A 14425-nucleotide genomic window follows, 5' to 3' on the forward strand; every position below is an offset into this window, starting at 1 on the left:
TCAGCCGAAGAGCTGCATCACCGCGGCGCTCTCGGTGACGTAGGCGAACGCGTTGCTCATGCAGAGGATCGCGGCGTCGTGGAGCTCCCGTGAGGTCCCGGCCAGGGCGTCGACCGGGAGCAGCACGCGGTAATCCAGGTTCCTCGCGGTGAGCACGGTGCTGAGCACGCAGATGTTGGTGCACACGCCGCAGCAGATGAGGTTCTCCACCCGCTTGCTCCGGAGCAGCAGGTCGAGGTCGGTGCCCAGAAAACAGTCGTAGCGCCGCTTGGTGAAGATCCGATGATCCTGCGGCTCGATCCGCAGCCCATCGACCAGCTCGGCGCCGCGGGATCCCTCGAGGCAGTGCGGCGGCTCGAACTCCAGCTCGATGCCGAAGTCGCACCCATCGGCCCTGTGCATCTCCTGGCTGAAGATGACCGGCAGGCCTTGCCCTCTCGCCCACGCGGCGAGCGCGTTGACGCGCTGTACGATATCGAGCGCCCCGCGCGCCTCGCAGGGCGCGCCCTCCTCGACGAAGTCCCTCTGCATGTCGATGACGAGGAGGGCGGTGCTGGCGGGGCGGACCTGGTCGAGGGGCAACGGGCGGATACGCGGCGTCATCGCTGGTCTGGACGTTCGGCGCGCAGGGGGCACCGGGCGCGTCGAGCTCGCTGAGGTGGGGTGAAGTGGTGAACCGACCGTCTCTACATCAGCCGGGAATGCAGCGTTAAAAGGCTGAACGGAATTTAGCCGGTGCCTCGCCGGAGGGTCAAGCGAGACCTGGATGCGTGAGCACTTCGAGAGGGCGTGAGGTCGCCCGCTGCGTGGAACAAGGTGCGAGAAAGGGAGAGGTCTCTCGGCGCCGCTCGGCGCCGCCTGACGTCTACGGCGGCGCCCTCCGCTGCACGCCGGTCATCTCCTTTTCCGCCGCGTCATCGCGTAACGCACGCCGGCCCGGAGATCTCTCAGGAGGACGATCCCCTCCAGCGTCTCGCCGAAGGCCGCGAGCGCCGCGGCGGTGCTGGCCGACATCCCCACGAGGACGCTCTCGGCGCCGAGCAGGCCCACGGCCTGCACCGCGCGCAGGAGGTGGAGCGCGACGGCGCTGTCGATCATCGGGACGCCGGTGAGATCGACGATCGCGAACTCCGCGTCGTGGCGCTCCACGCCTTGCAGGAGCGCCTCCATGAGCTGGGTGCCCCGCATCGTGTCGAGATGGCCGATGAGCGGCACGACGATGACCCCGTGGGCGATGGGCAGGACCGGCGTCGAGAGCGCGGCTATCGTCTCGAGGAGGCGCGACTGGATGGCGAGGAGATCGGCCTCGGTGCTCCGCAGCGCCTCTTCCGTCCTCTTTCGTGCGGTCATGTCGACCACGACCCCGACCATCCCCATCACGCGCCCGCTCGCGTCGCGGAACGGGACGTTGTTCTCCAGCGTCCAGCCGTCGCTCCCGTCCTCGAGCTTCCACCGGAGCTCCACGTTGAGCCGCGGGATCCCCTCGGACATGATGGTCTCGTCGTTCTCGCGGTAGCTGCGCGCGACCTCGTCGACGAATATCTCCTCGTCGCGCTTCCCGACGATCCTGTCGCTCGAGAGGCGATAGTGCTCCGCATAGGCCTTGTTGACGGCGAGGTACCGGTGGTCCCGAGCCTTGAAGAACACCATCGCCGGGATCGCGTCGAGCATCGCGGCGTACCCCGAGGCCTCCGCCGCGAAGAAGCTGGCCAGGAGCTCATGCTCCTGGGGAACGGGCCGCGCCTCGCGCACGGCCAAGCTCGGCCGCTGCGCCTCGGCCAGAGCCTGCTCCAGGTCCGCGACGCGCCTGCGGAGCGCCGCGACCTGCTCGTGCAGCGACGTCTCGCTCTCTGGGTCTGAAAGACACTGCATTACAGGGTACCACGTGTTGGCCGGGCCACGGTGACCGCATGATTGTCGGGGGCGCAACACTTGTCAAGCGCTCGATGTCCGTTGTCGACTCACGGCGTGTCGCCGGTAGGGCCGGCAGGTCCCGTGGATGTCGACCAAGACGTTCCTCGCCCGTGCGGAGGGCGAGCGCGCCGTTTACCCGCCGTTACGCGCCGTTTACCCGCCGTTTACCCGCCGTTCAAGCTGGACCCGTGCTCGTTTGTCAGGACAGGATCTGCGGAGGGCGGGAATCTGCCTCGTACAACGCGGACGATGGTTGTGCGTTGCGCGTGGCCGATAAAGCGGCGTGGACGTGAGATTCGTTGTCTCGCGCATCTCGATTCCTGGTCGGGTGGAACGACGGAGGCGCCTTGAGCGATCGGCTCTTCCCTGGTCGAGACGCGCCGTGGCCGGGGGCGGCCCAGCGGCCTGCGCGAGGCGTTGCGTCTCGGCCGGCAGCGGCGCTAACCGCGGCGCGTGAGCGTTTCGGGCGTACCAATGAGCGCCGCGGGCGCGCGCCGCGCGGCGAGCGGGCGCAGGGTAGGCGCACCAGCCGGCGCGTCGCCGGCCCGTTACCACGAGAGAGCGCACCATGAAAACGCAACCGAAACGCCTCGCCGCGGTCCTCGCCTGCCTCGCCGCCGTCCTCCCGGCCTGCGCCGAGAGCGAGGCCCCGGCCGCGCCGGAGCTCCGCCGCGTCGGCGGCTTCAGCACGCCCGAGTCGGTGCTCCACGACGAGGAGCGCGACGTTTACCTCGTCTCGAACATCGTCGGTTCACCCGTCGAGAAGGACGACCGCGCGTTCATCTCGCGCGTCTCGCCGGACGGCGAGATCCTCGACCTGACCTGGATCGACGGCGCGTCGGAGGGCGTGACGCTGAGCGCCCCGAAGGGCATGGCCATCGCGGGCGGCAGGCTCTATGTGGCCGATATCGACGTGATCCGCGTCTTCGACGCGAGCGACGGCGCGCCCATCGAGGACATCGAGGTCGCCGGCGCCGGCCTGCTCAACGACGTCGCGGCCATGCCCGACGGGTCGATCGTGGTCTCGGACTCCGGCGTGGCCATCGGGGAGGGCGGGTTCACCTCGATCGGCACCGACGCGCTCGTCGCGGTCGATCCGGGCGGGGAGGTCTCCCGGTTGATCGCGGATCCCGCGCTGCCGCACCCGAACGGCGTGGCGTGCGCGGAAGGCGAGATCTGGGTGGCTTACCTCGGCGCGGCGCGGGTCGACGCGCTCGACGTGCTCGACGTGCTCGACGTTTCCGCGCAGCCGCGGCGCGAGATCACCCTGCCCGCTGGCACGCTGGACGGCCTCGTGCGCCTCGACGACGGCCGGCTCCTCGTGTCGAGCTGGGACGCGGGCGCCGTCTTCGAGATCGACCCCGCCGGGGACGCGGCGCCGCGCGTCTCCACGCTCGCGGTGGATCTCCCGAGCCCCGCCGATCTCGGCTGGGACCGCGCGAGGAATCGCCTGCTCGTCCCGCTCTTCAACGACGGCGAGATCGTCCTGCTCGACGTGAAATGAGCCGGCGGAACAGCGCTTTGGGCCCAGGGGCGGCGCGGTTACGCTGCGCGGCCCCGGCCGGACCTGCGCTGTGTCCGCGTCGCGAGAGAAGCGCCCTTTCCATCAGGAGCGACGATGAAGACCCAGCTCACCCGACTGCTCGAACCCACCGATCAAGCCCAGGCCTGGGGCGCGCTCAGGCAGGCCATCTCCCGCCTGGAGCGCTCGTCCTCGGCGAGCGGCGCCGGCCTGGCCCGATGGGTCGGCGTCTTCACCCGCACGCGCGATCGGATAACGATTCAGCGGCTCTCCCGGCCGCTCGTCGTGCTCATCCTCGACGGCGCGAAGCGGATCTTCCTCGACGGCCCGGACGGCAACACGCGCCTCGTCGCCCGGGAGGGGCAGATCCTGCTCGTGCCGCAGGGCATCCCCCTCGAGCTCGTGAACGAGCCCGATCCCGAGCGCGGCGCCTACCGCTCGTTCACGATCGAGCTCCTGAGCGAGGTCGACGAGCGGCTCCAGCGCCGGTATCCAACGCTCTGCGTCCAGCGGGGGCTCGGCGGCTTCGAGGCGGATCGGCCGCACCTGCTGCGCTCCGCGATGCCGTCGATCCAGGCGCTGATCCACCTCGTGAACACGCTCCTCCTGCCCGGCGCGCACGCGCTGCTCATCGAGCACCGGCTGGAGGATCTCATCCTGACCCTGCTCCTGCAGCACCGGGAGCAGCTCGACGAGGCGCGCGCCGCGTCCTCGACGCTGGCGCTCGATCCGACGCTCGCGGTGCGGGCGCTGGTGCGCCGCGATCCGGCGCGCCCGTGGGCGGCCCCGGAGGTCGCGCGCGCGCTCGGGGTGAGCGACGCGACGCTGCGCCGCCGGCTCGGCGCGAAGGGGGTCTCGTTCAGGGCCCTCCTGTGGAAGGAGCGCCTCGAGCTCGCCAAGGGGCTCCTGCGCTCGGGGCGCCACGGCGTGCTGGAGGTCGCGACGGCCTGCGGCTACGACTCGGCGTCGCGCTTCGCCGAGCAGTTCCGGCGCTCCGAGGGCGTCAGCCCCTCGGAGTACCGCGCGCGGCACCGGGCGAGCGCGAACGACTGCTGGAGCGAGGAGCCCGAGCTCGACGCGAGGTGAGGGGCTCAGCCCGCCTTGTCGATGCGGCCGTCGGGGTAGCGCGCGAATCGGCCTTCCGCGCGCCCGTGGACCGGGCCGTCGCTCGGCCACGGCCATCCGCCGAAGCCCGTCCGCCGGTAGTCGAGGAAGGCCTGCTGGACCTCCGCCATCGAGGTCATCACGAAGGGGCCCTGCTGCGCGACGGGCTCGCCGATCGGCTTGCCCTGGAGGAGCAGGAGCTCGGCCTCGTCGGGGCCGTTCTCGAGCAGCGCGGCTACGCCGTCGCGGAGCGTGATCCTCTGGGCCGCGGGGACGCGGCGAGCGCCGACGCGCAGCTCGGCGCCGCGGAAGAAGTAGAGCGCGCGGTTCGTGCCGGGGGAGGCGGCCGGCAGCGTGAACCGCGCGCCCGGGGCCATCTTGAGCGTCCAGATCGCCACGTCGGACGCGGCGCGCGCCGCCCACGACCTCGGCGGCGGGGCCGGCGCGCGGAGCTCGCCGAGGCGGCCGGCGACGATCGTGATCTCGGTCGTCCTGCCCGCGGCGTCGCGCGCGATCTGCCTGGGGATCGTGTCGCCCCACATCATCACGAAGCGCGGCTCGGCGAGCTTGTCCGCGCGCGGGAGGTTGAGCCAGATCTGGAAGAGCTCGAGCGGGTTGGGCCCGTCCTTCTCGACGAGCGGGAACATCTCCGCGTGGACGATGCCGCCCCCCGCCGTGAGCCACTGGACGTCGCCGCGGCCGTAGCGCGCGGCCGCGCCGAGCGAGTCCGCGTGATCGACGAGCCCGCGCCGCACGACGGTCACCGTCTCGAAGCCGCGGTGCGGGTGCTGCGGGAAGCCGGGGACGACGTCGCCGTGGTACATGCGCCAGCCGTCCTTGCCGGCGAAGTCGCGCCCGATGGCGCGGCCCGCGAGCGAGGCGGCCGGCCCCATCCGCTCGTCGCCGGCCGGGTACGCGTCGTCGTGGTGGACGCAGAACAGGAAGGGATCGAGCGTCTCCCAGGGGAACCCGAGCGGCGCGACGTCGCGGACGACGTCCTCCGCGGCGAGCGCGGCCTCGTCGGTGCGACCGGGCGGGGGCGCGGCGGGGTCGCACGCGGCGACGACGGGCGTTGCGGCGAGGGCGCCGAGGGCGGTGCGGCGATCCATGGGGCTCATCGTCTCATCGTAAGATGGACCTCATGGAGGGACAACGGTGCGAGCGCGCAACGTGGCGTTGCGCCGGGAGCAACGCGCGCGACGTGCGAGCCGCCGCGCGGGCTGCGTAGAGCAGGGGAGCGGTGAGGGCGCGCGTCCGGGCGTGAGCGCGCCGCGTCGCGGCGCTTTTTCGTGCGGAGGCGGGGCGGGCGCGCCTGGAGTCGACTAGAGTCGACCCTCGTGTCCAAACGGCGCTCCGAATCGAGCATCATCTTCCTTGTCGCTGCGGTCCAGTTCATCAACATCCTCGACTTCGTGATGGTGATGCCGCTCGGGCCCGACTTCGCGGTCGCGCTGGGCATCCCGATGTCCAGCATCGGCTTCATCGGCGGCAGCTACACGGCGGCGGCCGCGGTCTCGGGCCTCGCGGGCGCGTTCTTCCTCGACCGCTTCGACCGGCGCAGCGCGCTCGCCGTGGCGATGCTCGGCCTCGTCGCCGGCACGGCGGCCGGGGGCTTCGCCACGGGGCTCCCGAGCCTCATGGCGGCGCGCGTGCTCGCCGGGGCGTTCGGCGGGCCCGCGACCTCGGTCGCGTTCTCGATCGTCGCCGACGTCATCCCGCCCGAGCGGCGCGGCAAGGCGATGGGCGTCGTGATGGGCTCGTTCTCGGTCGCCTCGGTGCTCGGCGTCCCCGCCGGGCTGGAGCTCGCCCGCCGCGGCGGCTTTCCGCTGCCGTTCTTCGCGGTCGCGGCGCTCGGGCTGCTCGTCGCCGGGCTCGCGATCTTCCTCCTGCCGCCGATGCGAGATCACCTGACCGGCGCGCCGCCGTCGGGCAGCGCGCTCGGCGAGCTCGGCGCGCTCCTTGGCCGGCCGATCGTGCTGCTCTCGTACGCGACGACGGCGATCCTGACGGTGGCGTCGTTCCTGGTGATCCCCAACATCTCGGCTTACGTGCAGTACAACCTCGGGTATCCGCGCGAGCGGCTCGGGCTGCTCTACTTCGTGGGAGGCCTGGTGAGCTTCGCCGCGATGCGGGCCGTGGGACCGTTGGTGGACCGCTTCGGCGCGTTCCAGACGGGCTCGGTGGGGGCGGCGGTGCTCGCGAGCGTCCTCTACGCGGGGTTCGTCTCGTATACGCCGGGGCTGCCGGTGCTCGCCATCTTCATCGTCTTCATGCTGGGCATGACGTTCCGCAACGTCTCGTACAACACGCTGACGTCGAAGGTGCCGCGCCCCGCCGAGCGGGCGCGCTTCACCTCGATGCAGTCGGCCGTGCAGCACATGGCGTCCGCGATCGCGGCGTTCGCGGCGGCCAGGATGCTCCACGAGCTGCCGGACCACCGTCTTGAAGGCATGCCGGTCGTCGCGGGGCTGTCGATCGCGTTCACGATCGCGCTGCCGCTGCTGTTCCTCGGGATCGAGCGGCGCGTCGCGCTCGCTGCCGCGCATCGCGCCTAGCCGCGTTGTCGAGCGACTCACCATCTACGCTTGAGCCGCGAAAAGCGCTGTGGCGCGTCGCTGACCCGAGAGGCTCGCTGCTTGCATGCGCGCGGGCTTCGACTATAGCCTCGGGCTGATGAGCGGCCCCGAGAGCTCGCCGTTGACGACGCAGACCTTCGATCTGCGGCAGTCCCCGGACAGCCCGGGAATCTACTCCTACCTCCTCGTCATCGGCGCTTCTTCATCGTACAGGCGCGTCCTGCCCGACGACGGCGTGCTCGTCGTGGGGCGCAGCGACGAGGCCGACGTGAGGCTCGACACCGCGGCGGTCTCCCGGCGGCACGCCGAGCTCGTCTTCTCCAGAGGAGAGATCCGGATCACCGATCTCGGCAGCCACAATGGGACGCTCGTCAACGGCGAGCGCATCGAGGGCTCGCGCGCGCTCGGCTCCGGCGATGTCATCACCATGGGGGATACGACGCTGATCCTCCGGCGCGAGTCGCCGCCCCGGGGCAGCGCCCTCATCGAGATGGGCCGGCTGCGCCGGCGCGTGGAGGAGGAGATCGAGCGCGCCGCCGACTCGGCGCGGCCGTTCGGCCTGGCGGTCGTGTCCCTCGGGTCCGTGCAGATGCGCACGATGCTCGCGCATCGGGCGCTCTCGGCGCTCCGGCTCGTGGACATCGTCGCCTGGGACGGCGCCTCTCACCTGGCGATCGGGTTTCCCGAGCTCGGCGGAGAGGCGGCGCGCGCCGCGGTGCTCCAGGTGCTCGAGGCCATCGCGCCGCTGGCCCCCGAGGCGCGCGGCGGACTGGCCTCCTACCCGTTCGACGGCGGCGACACCGAGACGCTCCTCGCGGGCGCGCGGACCGCTGCGTCGATCGCGGCTCCGGGGGCGATCGCCTTCGCCTCGCAGACCGCCGTCCGGCACGTCATCGGCGATCGCACCATCGTTGTGGCCGACTCGGCCATGATCCGGCTGTTCGAGCTGATCCGGCGCCTCGCAGCGAGCGATCTGCCGGTCCTCGTCCTCGGCGAGACGGGGGCGGGCAAGGAGAACGCCGCCGCGGCCGTGCACCACTGGTCTGCGCGGGCGCAGAAGACGCTGATCACGCTCAACTGCGCCGCGCTCCCGGAGGCGCTCGTGGAGAGCGAGCTCTTCGGCTACGAGAAGGGCGCGTTCTCGGAGGCGCGGGCGCCCAAGCCCGGCCTGCTGGAGCGGGCGCACGGCGGCACCGTCTTCCTCGACGAGATCGGCGAGCTGCCCCTCGGCGCGCAGGCCAAGCTGCTCCGGGCGCTCGAGGCGAAGCGGATCACCCGCCTCGGCGACGTCCGCGATCGCGAGGTGGACATCCGCATCGTCGCTGCCACGAACCGCGATCTCGAGGCCGAGGTCCACGCCGGCCGCTTCCGTCAAGACCTGCTCTTCCGCCTGAGCGCCGCCGTCGTCGAGCTGCCCCCGCTCCGGCACAGGCGGCGTGAGCTGCCGATCCTGGCCCGTCTGTTCCTCGCCGAGGCGTGCGCTCGGACCGGGCGGCCCGCGCTCGAGCTCTCGGAAGCCGCGCTCGCCGCGCTCTTCGCGCACCCGTTTCCCGGCAACGTGCGCGAGCTCAAGAACGCGATGGAGTACGCGGCCGCCACGGCGGACGGCCCGACGCTCGAGCCCTGGGGGCTGCCCGAGCGCATCGCCGGGCTCGATGTCCCGCCGCGGGCCGCGGTGGACACCTCGGCCCCGCCCGCCGCGACGCCCGCCCGCTTCAAGCCCATCGCCGAGGAGCTCCGGGAAATCGAGCGCACGCGCATGCGTCAGGCGCTCGACGCCGCGGATGGAGTCCAGAAGCGGGCGGCGGCGCTCCTCGGGATGCCTGTCCGCACCTTCACCTTCAAGCTCAAGCAATTCGGTATCTCGGCGCGCGAGGGGAAGCGGAGTCCGTGAGGCTCGGGCTCAGGACACGAGCCGAGCCCTCTTCGCACCCTGGAGGCATGCCACCCGGGGCTCGGCGCCTCCGGAGCGCGGGGGCGGAGAGCGATGGCAATCCTTGCCGCGTCTTCCCCCGAGGGCTGGCAAGCTTTGCCACGACGGCAAAGTTTGCCTCCCTCGCGCTGGCCCAGGGCGCGAGCGCCGCCGCGGGCTGATCGATCGATTCCGCGGCTGATCCTCTTCGATCACGCGGCCGATCTCCCGCCGATGCCCCTCGTGCGCAGGGGCGGCACGCCGGATGCGATGACGCTCTGCCGACCCGGCTCGCCGGAGATGACAGCGAAAGGTAAAAATATCATGAAAACGATCCAGAACATCCTCCTCTGCGGTCCCTTCGTCTCCGTCGTCGTGGTGGCCCTGGCGGGTTGTTTGAGCGAGCCCGCAGCGCCGGCGAAGCCCGAGGAGATCCGCTGCGACAAGCTGGCCGAGTGCGGGAAGCTGAGCGAGGGCGTGGAGGCCGAGCAGTGCGCGGTCACGATGGGGCTACTCCACGACCAGGCAGTCAAGGAGCTGGACGTCTGCACGCCGGTCTTCCAACGGATCGAGAGCCTCATCGCCTGTGCGGCGCAGCAGGAGGGTTGCGAAAGCGACGTCGGTATGGCGGCCGCCGATCTCCCGCAGGATCACCCGTGCTTCGAGGAGAACGAGAGCTACAAGAGGGCCTTGCAGGAGGTGGGGGATCAGCGTCACGAGCCCGACACAGGGGCCCTGTGCGTCTTCTTCTATGAGAGGGCCATGGAGCTCGCGACGACCCCCGCGACGGGCAAGGCGTGCACGACGAGCGACGATTGTCCAGATGTCGAGTGTCCGGACCCGGCGCTCGGGAGGCACGGCTATTGCCAGTCTGGCAAGTGCAAGACGGCGATCGACATCTGCGGGTGAGCGCGCCGCTCGATCCTGCCGGCGTCGGGCGCCCCTCCACCGGATCAGAACACGAGCCAGGTTGACACCATCGCGGCATCGGGCGCCGCGGCGGGCCGGATCTCGACCTTCACGCCACCTCGGTCCTGGGTGCGGTAGATCTGTGGCCTGTTCGTGAAGAGCATGGCCGTCGCCGTGATCACCGTCGCGCTGCCGGCGAGGAGGGTGCCGGCGGCCAGCCAGCTCTCGTTGACGCTGGCGTCGTACTGGAAGCCGGGGGAAGGAGCGCACGACCGACCGCACTCGCGCACGCTCCGCTCCTGCGCATATCCATGAAGGTCGTCGGCCTGCCACATCAACCGGCCGCCCATGAGGGCGATGGCCGCCCCAGCCCCGAGCGTGGCCCAGGGGAGCCAGGCGGGCCAGCGCTGCCTGGCGACGACGGTATCGGCGCTCAGGACGAGCTGGCCGGAGGCCTCTTTGCCCGCGACCATGAAGATGGTCTTGGCGACGGTGAAGTAGCCGTCCTTTCTCGCTGTGAGGACATGCTCTCCGGGCGTGACCATCTGGCGCCGGGCGCCGGGTCCGACGAACCAGGGCTTGCCATCCATCAGCACGGTGGCCCCCGGCTCGTCGCAGCGGATATCGATGACGGCGAGCTCCTGCTCCACGAGCGCTCGCAGCGTCGCGCGCGCCTCCTGCTCCTTCTCGGCGTCGAGCGAGCCGGGCCCCCATCGCAGGGAGAGGCGCAGGTTGTCATAGGCCAGCACCGGCAGGCCGAGGCTCCTCAACACCCGCCCGAGATAGAGCCGGAGCTCGGGGTGCTCCCACGAAGCCAGCGCCTCTTCGTACTTGGCCCGCGCCTCGGCGAACATCATGCGCCGGTGAAAATTCCGGGCCTCCTCGAAGAGCGCGCGGGCCATCTGCTTTCGATCTTCGGAGATGCCCTGATGCCATGGGGGCGCCGACGCTGCCGGGGGCGACGGCGACTCCGCTGTCGCCGGAGGATGCGGCGATGAGGACGATGACGGCGGCGGCGCCTGGGCGAGCGCAGGAGCGGCGCAGACGGCTGTGAGGGTGATGGGCAGGAGGAGCTTCGCCAGCGGAAGGGAGGCGTGAACAGGTCGTCTACGGGTCGTCGTCATGAAAGCCAAGCGCTCGCCTCCGGCTCGCCCGTCATGCCACATCGAGCGTTCGCCGGGCTCGCCGGGCCGATGAGCGAGCTCCGCGGGCCAGGATATGCGCGCGCATGTCCTGTGTGAAGCGCGCTGGCGGCGGGTCTGTGTGTACACGGCTCCGCTGGGCGCCTATGCTCTCGCCATGGCTCCAGCCGTCGCGGAGGCGACGGTTTCGATAGACGTGTCTTTTTACAGACAGGAGGGACGGTGCCCACCGAGCGGATCACCCTGGAATCGGTCCGTCGATCGTCCGGCGTGGCGCCGGTCGAGCCTGAAGGGCGCTCTGGCATGAGCACCGAGAGCCTCGTGGACGTCGCCTGCGCCGGCGCGGCGCTCGCGGGCAGAGCGCTCCCGCGGGCTGTGCTCGCCGTCTCCGGGGCGACGGTCAGCGTCGTGCCGGCCGGCGTTCATGGGGCGAGGCGCGACGCGGTGAGCGACGCGAGCGCTCCGCCGTCCTCGTCGATTCCCCGGACCGATCCGCCCCGAGCCGGCACCCGCATCGGCCACTACGAGCTCCTGCGCGAGCTCGGCCGGGGTGGCATGGGCACCGTCTTCCTTGCGCGCGACATCCGGCTCGCTCGCCTCGTCGCGATCAAGCTCCTCACAAGGCTCAGCAGGAGCGGACTACAGCGCTTCCTGATCGAGGCGCAGGCCACCGCGCGCTGCAAGCACGAGCACATCGTGACGATCCATGAGGTGAACGAGCACGATGGATACCCGTACATGGTGCTCGAGTACATCGAGGGGCAGAGCCTCCGCGCCTGGATGAGGCAGCGCAGGCCCGCGGACGCCGGTGAGGAGGTGTCGACGGCGCCGGTGCCGCCCGGCCTGGCCGTCGACATGATGGTCCCTGTCGTGCGCGCGCTCTCGCGAGCGCACGCGTCCGGCATCATCCACCGTGACCTCAAGCCCGAGAACATCATGCTGGAGGCGTCGGGGGCGATCAAGGTGGTCGATTTCGGCATCGCGGAGCTGCGCGAGGACGAGGCGAGCCTCGCGCTCGCGGTCGAGCGCGAGGCCGCCGAGCACAAGAATACGCGCCTCACCGGCGAAGGCGCGCTCATCGGAACGATGCCTTATATGTCCCCCGAGCAGTGGAGGGGAACGGGCATCGACCAAGCCAGCGATATCTGGGCGGTCGGCATCATGCTCCACGAGCTCGTGATCGGCGCGCACCCGCTCGCGCCCGTCAACCAGGGGACGCTCCTCGGCGTGGCGGTCCTCGACGAGCCCATGCCCCAGGTCAGCGCGCGCCACCCGGAGCTCGGCGCGCTCGGCGCGATCATCGATCGCTGCCTCTGCAAGCGGAAATCCGAGCGGTTCGCCTCCGCGCAGGAGCTCTTGACCGAGCTCTTGCCGCTGCTGCCTGGGCGCCGGGAGATCCTCCTCGGCGCCGACGAGAGCCCGTTCGCGGGCCTGTCGTCGTTCCAGGAGGCCGACGCCGACCGCTTCTTCGGCCGCGCGCAGGACCTCGCGGGCGTGGTTGCGCGGCTCCGGAACCAGCCGCTGCTCGCGATCGCCGGGGCGTCGGGCGTGGGGAAGTCATCGCTCGTGCGGGCCGGGGTGATCCCCGCGCTCAAGCGCTCCGGCGAGGGCTGGGAAGCGCTCGTCGTGCGGCCCGGGCGTGAGCCGATGGCAGCGCTCGCGGATCTGTCCAGCCATGCCGCCGCGATGCTGGGCGCAGCTCCGCCGACGCCCGTCCCGGAGGGCGGCGCGGCGGGCTCGGCCCTGGCCCCGCGGCTGCGCGCCGAGCCCGGCCTCCTGGGCGCGTGGCTGCGCGCGTGGTCGGACCGAGCGAAGCGGCGCCTCGTGCTGTTCATCGATCAGTTCGAGGAGCTCTTCACGCTCGGCGCCCCGGCCGGCGAGCGCGAGGCGTTCCTCGCGTGCCTCGCGGGGGTCGCCGACGACGCCTCTTCACGGCTCCGGGTGGTCCTCGCGGTCCGAGCCGACTTCCTGGAGCGGATGGCCGAACACGAGCAGTTCATGGCGGCGATGATCCGGGGCCTCGTGTTCCTGCGGCCGATGGGGCGCGAGGGGCTGCGTGAGGCCTTGATGAAGCCGATCGAGGCGGCGCGGCACGAGATCGAGGACACGGCGATGATCGAGGGCTTCCTCGACGCGCTGGCGATGACGCGCGGCGCGCTGCCGCTCCTGCAGTTCACCGCGGCCCGGCTGTGGGAGATGCGCGATCGGGAGCGCCGGATGCTCACCATCGCGAGCTACGAGGCGCTCGGGGGCGTGGCGGGCGCGCTGGCGAGCCACGCCGACACGGTGCTGGCCGGGATGAGCGAGCGCCGGGCGAAGCTCGCGCGGGCCGTCCTGGAGCGCCTTGTGACGCCGGAGCGGACGCGGGCGGTGGCCAGCCTGGGTGAGCTCTGCGAGCTGCCCGGGGAGCGGGGCGAGATCGAGCGGGTGGTGGAGCTGCTCGCCGACGCGCGGCTCCTCGCGATCGAGACGGCGAGCGATCGCGCGGGCAGCACGGTGGAGATCGTGCATGAGTCGCTCATCGAGCGGTGGCCGACGCTGCGGCGCTGGCTGGACGAGAACCAGGAAGACGCCGCGTTCCTGGACCGGCTGCGCGCGGCGGCGAGGCTCTGGGACGCGAGCGGCCGCGCCGCGGACACGCTCTGGCGGGGCAAGGTCGCCGAGGAGGCGCGCGGCTTTCGCGAGCGCTACCGGGGCGCGCTGCCGGAGCGGGAGAGGCTCTATCTGGAGGAGGTGCTCCGGTTCGCCGATCAGCAGCAACGCGGGAGGCGGCGCCTCGCGTCCGGGATCATCGCGGCGCTGTCGCTGCTGGCCTTCGCGGCGGGGGGCGGATACGTGAAGGTGACCCGCCAGTACCAGGTGATCATGGAGCAGTTCGACGAGATCCGGACCGCGGAGATCACGTTGAAGGAGGCGCTCGCGCGCGAGGAGACGGCCCGGAGCGTGGCGGAGCGGGCGCGACAGGAGAGCGAGGCGGCGCGGCAGGACAGCGAGGCGCAGCGGCGGCGGGCCGAGCGGCTCCAGCGCGACGCCGAGGAGGCCCGGGACAGGGCGGAGGCCGAGGCCGAGAGGGCCCGCGTCGCGGCCAACCAGGCGCGGATGGCGCGGGATGAGACGCAGAAGGCCGAGGCCGAGGCGCGAAAGGCCGAGGTCAAGGCCACCGCGGAGGAGCAGAAGGCCAGGGCCGTCGAGGCGGAGCTGCGGAGCAAGAGCGAGCTGGAGCTGCTCGTCGAGCGCGCCGTGGGGAAGATCGACGCGACGTTGAAGTAGCGGAGGCTCCATGGGAAGCGCGCCGCGGGGAGGAGCGCGCTGGTCGCCGCGTCAGGTCACGGATGTGGCTTCCGCT

The 14425-nt window shown here is 71.6% G+C and carries 10 protein-coding genes; 6 read left to right on the top strand and 4 right to left on the bottom strand.

Annotated features, from left to right (window positions below):
• A complete protein-coding gene (locus tag WMF11_RS19025; RefSeq protein WP_437978470.1) occupies window positions 1-603 on the bottom strand; it encodes a cysteine hydrolase family protein in 603 nt (200 codons plus the stop codon).
• A gap of 291 nt (window positions 604-894) precedes the next feature.
• On the bottom strand, window positions 895-1872 hold the full coding sequence (locus tag WMF11_RS19030) for a PAS domain-containing protein (RefSeq protein ID WP_437978471.1): 978 nt from the start codon (window positions 1870-1872) through the stop codon (window positions 895-897).
• 610 nt (window positions 1873-2482) lie between these two features.
• On the opposite strand from WMF11_RS19030, the gene WMF11_RS19035 reads away from it, so the two are divergent.
• Both WMF11_RS19035 and WMF11_RS19040 read left to right on the top strand, forming a co-directional pair.
• Window positions 2483-3418: an SMP-30/gluconolactonase/LRE family protein gene (locus tag WMF11_RS19035; RefSeq protein ID WP_437978472.1), complete on the top strand. Its 936-nt coding sequence runs from the start codon at window positions 2483-2485 to the stop codon at window positions 3416-3418.
• A 114-nt stretch (window positions 3419-3532) separates the two neighbouring features.
• Entirely contained in the window at window positions 3533-4522 is a 990-nt protein-coding gene (locus WMF11_RS19040; RefSeq protein WP_437978473.1) for a helix-turn-helix transcriptional regulator, read from the top strand.
• A gap of 5 nt (window positions 4523-4527) precedes the next feature.
• On the opposite strand, the gene WMF11_RS19045 is transcribed toward WMF11_RS19040, so the two are convergent.
• A complete protein-coding gene (locus WMF11_RS19045; protein ID WP_437978474.1) occupies window positions 4528-5658 on the bottom strand; it encodes a pirin family protein in 1131 nt (376 codons plus the stop codon).
• Between the two features lie 219 nt (window positions 5659-5877).
• On the opposite strand from WMF11_RS19045, the gene WMF11_RS19050 reads away from it, so the two are divergent.
• The 3 genes from WMF11_RS19050 to WMF11_RS19060 all read left to right on the top strand — a co-directional run bounded on the left by WMF11_RS19050 (window position 5878) and on the right by WMF11_RS19060 (window position 9937).
• Window positions 5878-7095: an MFS transporter gene (locus WMF11_RS19050; RefSeq protein WP_437553540.1), complete on the top strand. Its 1218-nt coding sequence runs from the start codon at window positions 5878-5880 to the stop codon at window positions 7093-7095.
• 118 nt (window positions 7096-7213) lie between these two features.
• Window positions 7214-9010 (top strand): sigma 54-interacting transcriptional regulator, encoded by a 1797-nt coding sequence (locus tag WMF11_RS19055; RefSeq protein ID WP_437978475.1) that lies wholly within the window; start codon window positions 7214-7216, stop codon window positions 9008-9010.
• Window positions 9011-9352: 342 nt separating this feature from the next.
• A complete protein-coding gene (locus tag WMF11_RS19060; RefSeq protein ID WP_437978476.1) occupies window positions 9353-9937 on the top strand; it encodes a hypothetical protein in 585 nt (194 codons plus the stop codon).
• Between the two features lie 44 nt (window positions 9938-9981).
• Here the strand turns inward: WMF11_RS19060 and WMF11_RS19065 are convergent, their stop codons facing one another.
• Window positions 9982-10839, bottom strand: a complete 858-nt coding sequence (locus WMF11_RS19065; protein WP_437909810.1) for a hypothetical protein — start codon at window positions 10837-10839, stop codon at window positions 9982-9984.
• Window positions 10840-11382: 543 nt separating this feature from the next.
• On the opposite strand from WMF11_RS19065, the gene WMF11_RS19070 reads away from it, so the two are divergent.
• Window positions 11383-14349, top strand: coding sequence for an nSTAND1 domain-containing NTPase (locus tag WMF11_RS19070; protein ID WP_437978477.1), 2967 nt, complete (start codon window positions 11383-11385; stop codon window positions 14347-14349).
• Window positions 14350-14425 lie beyond the last annotated feature (76 nt).

This window comes from Sorangium sp. So ce295 (assembly GCF_051527405.1).
Taxonomy (GTDB): Bacteria; Myxococcota_A; Polyangia; order Polyangiales; family Polyangiaceae; genus Sorangium; species Sorangium cellulosum_B.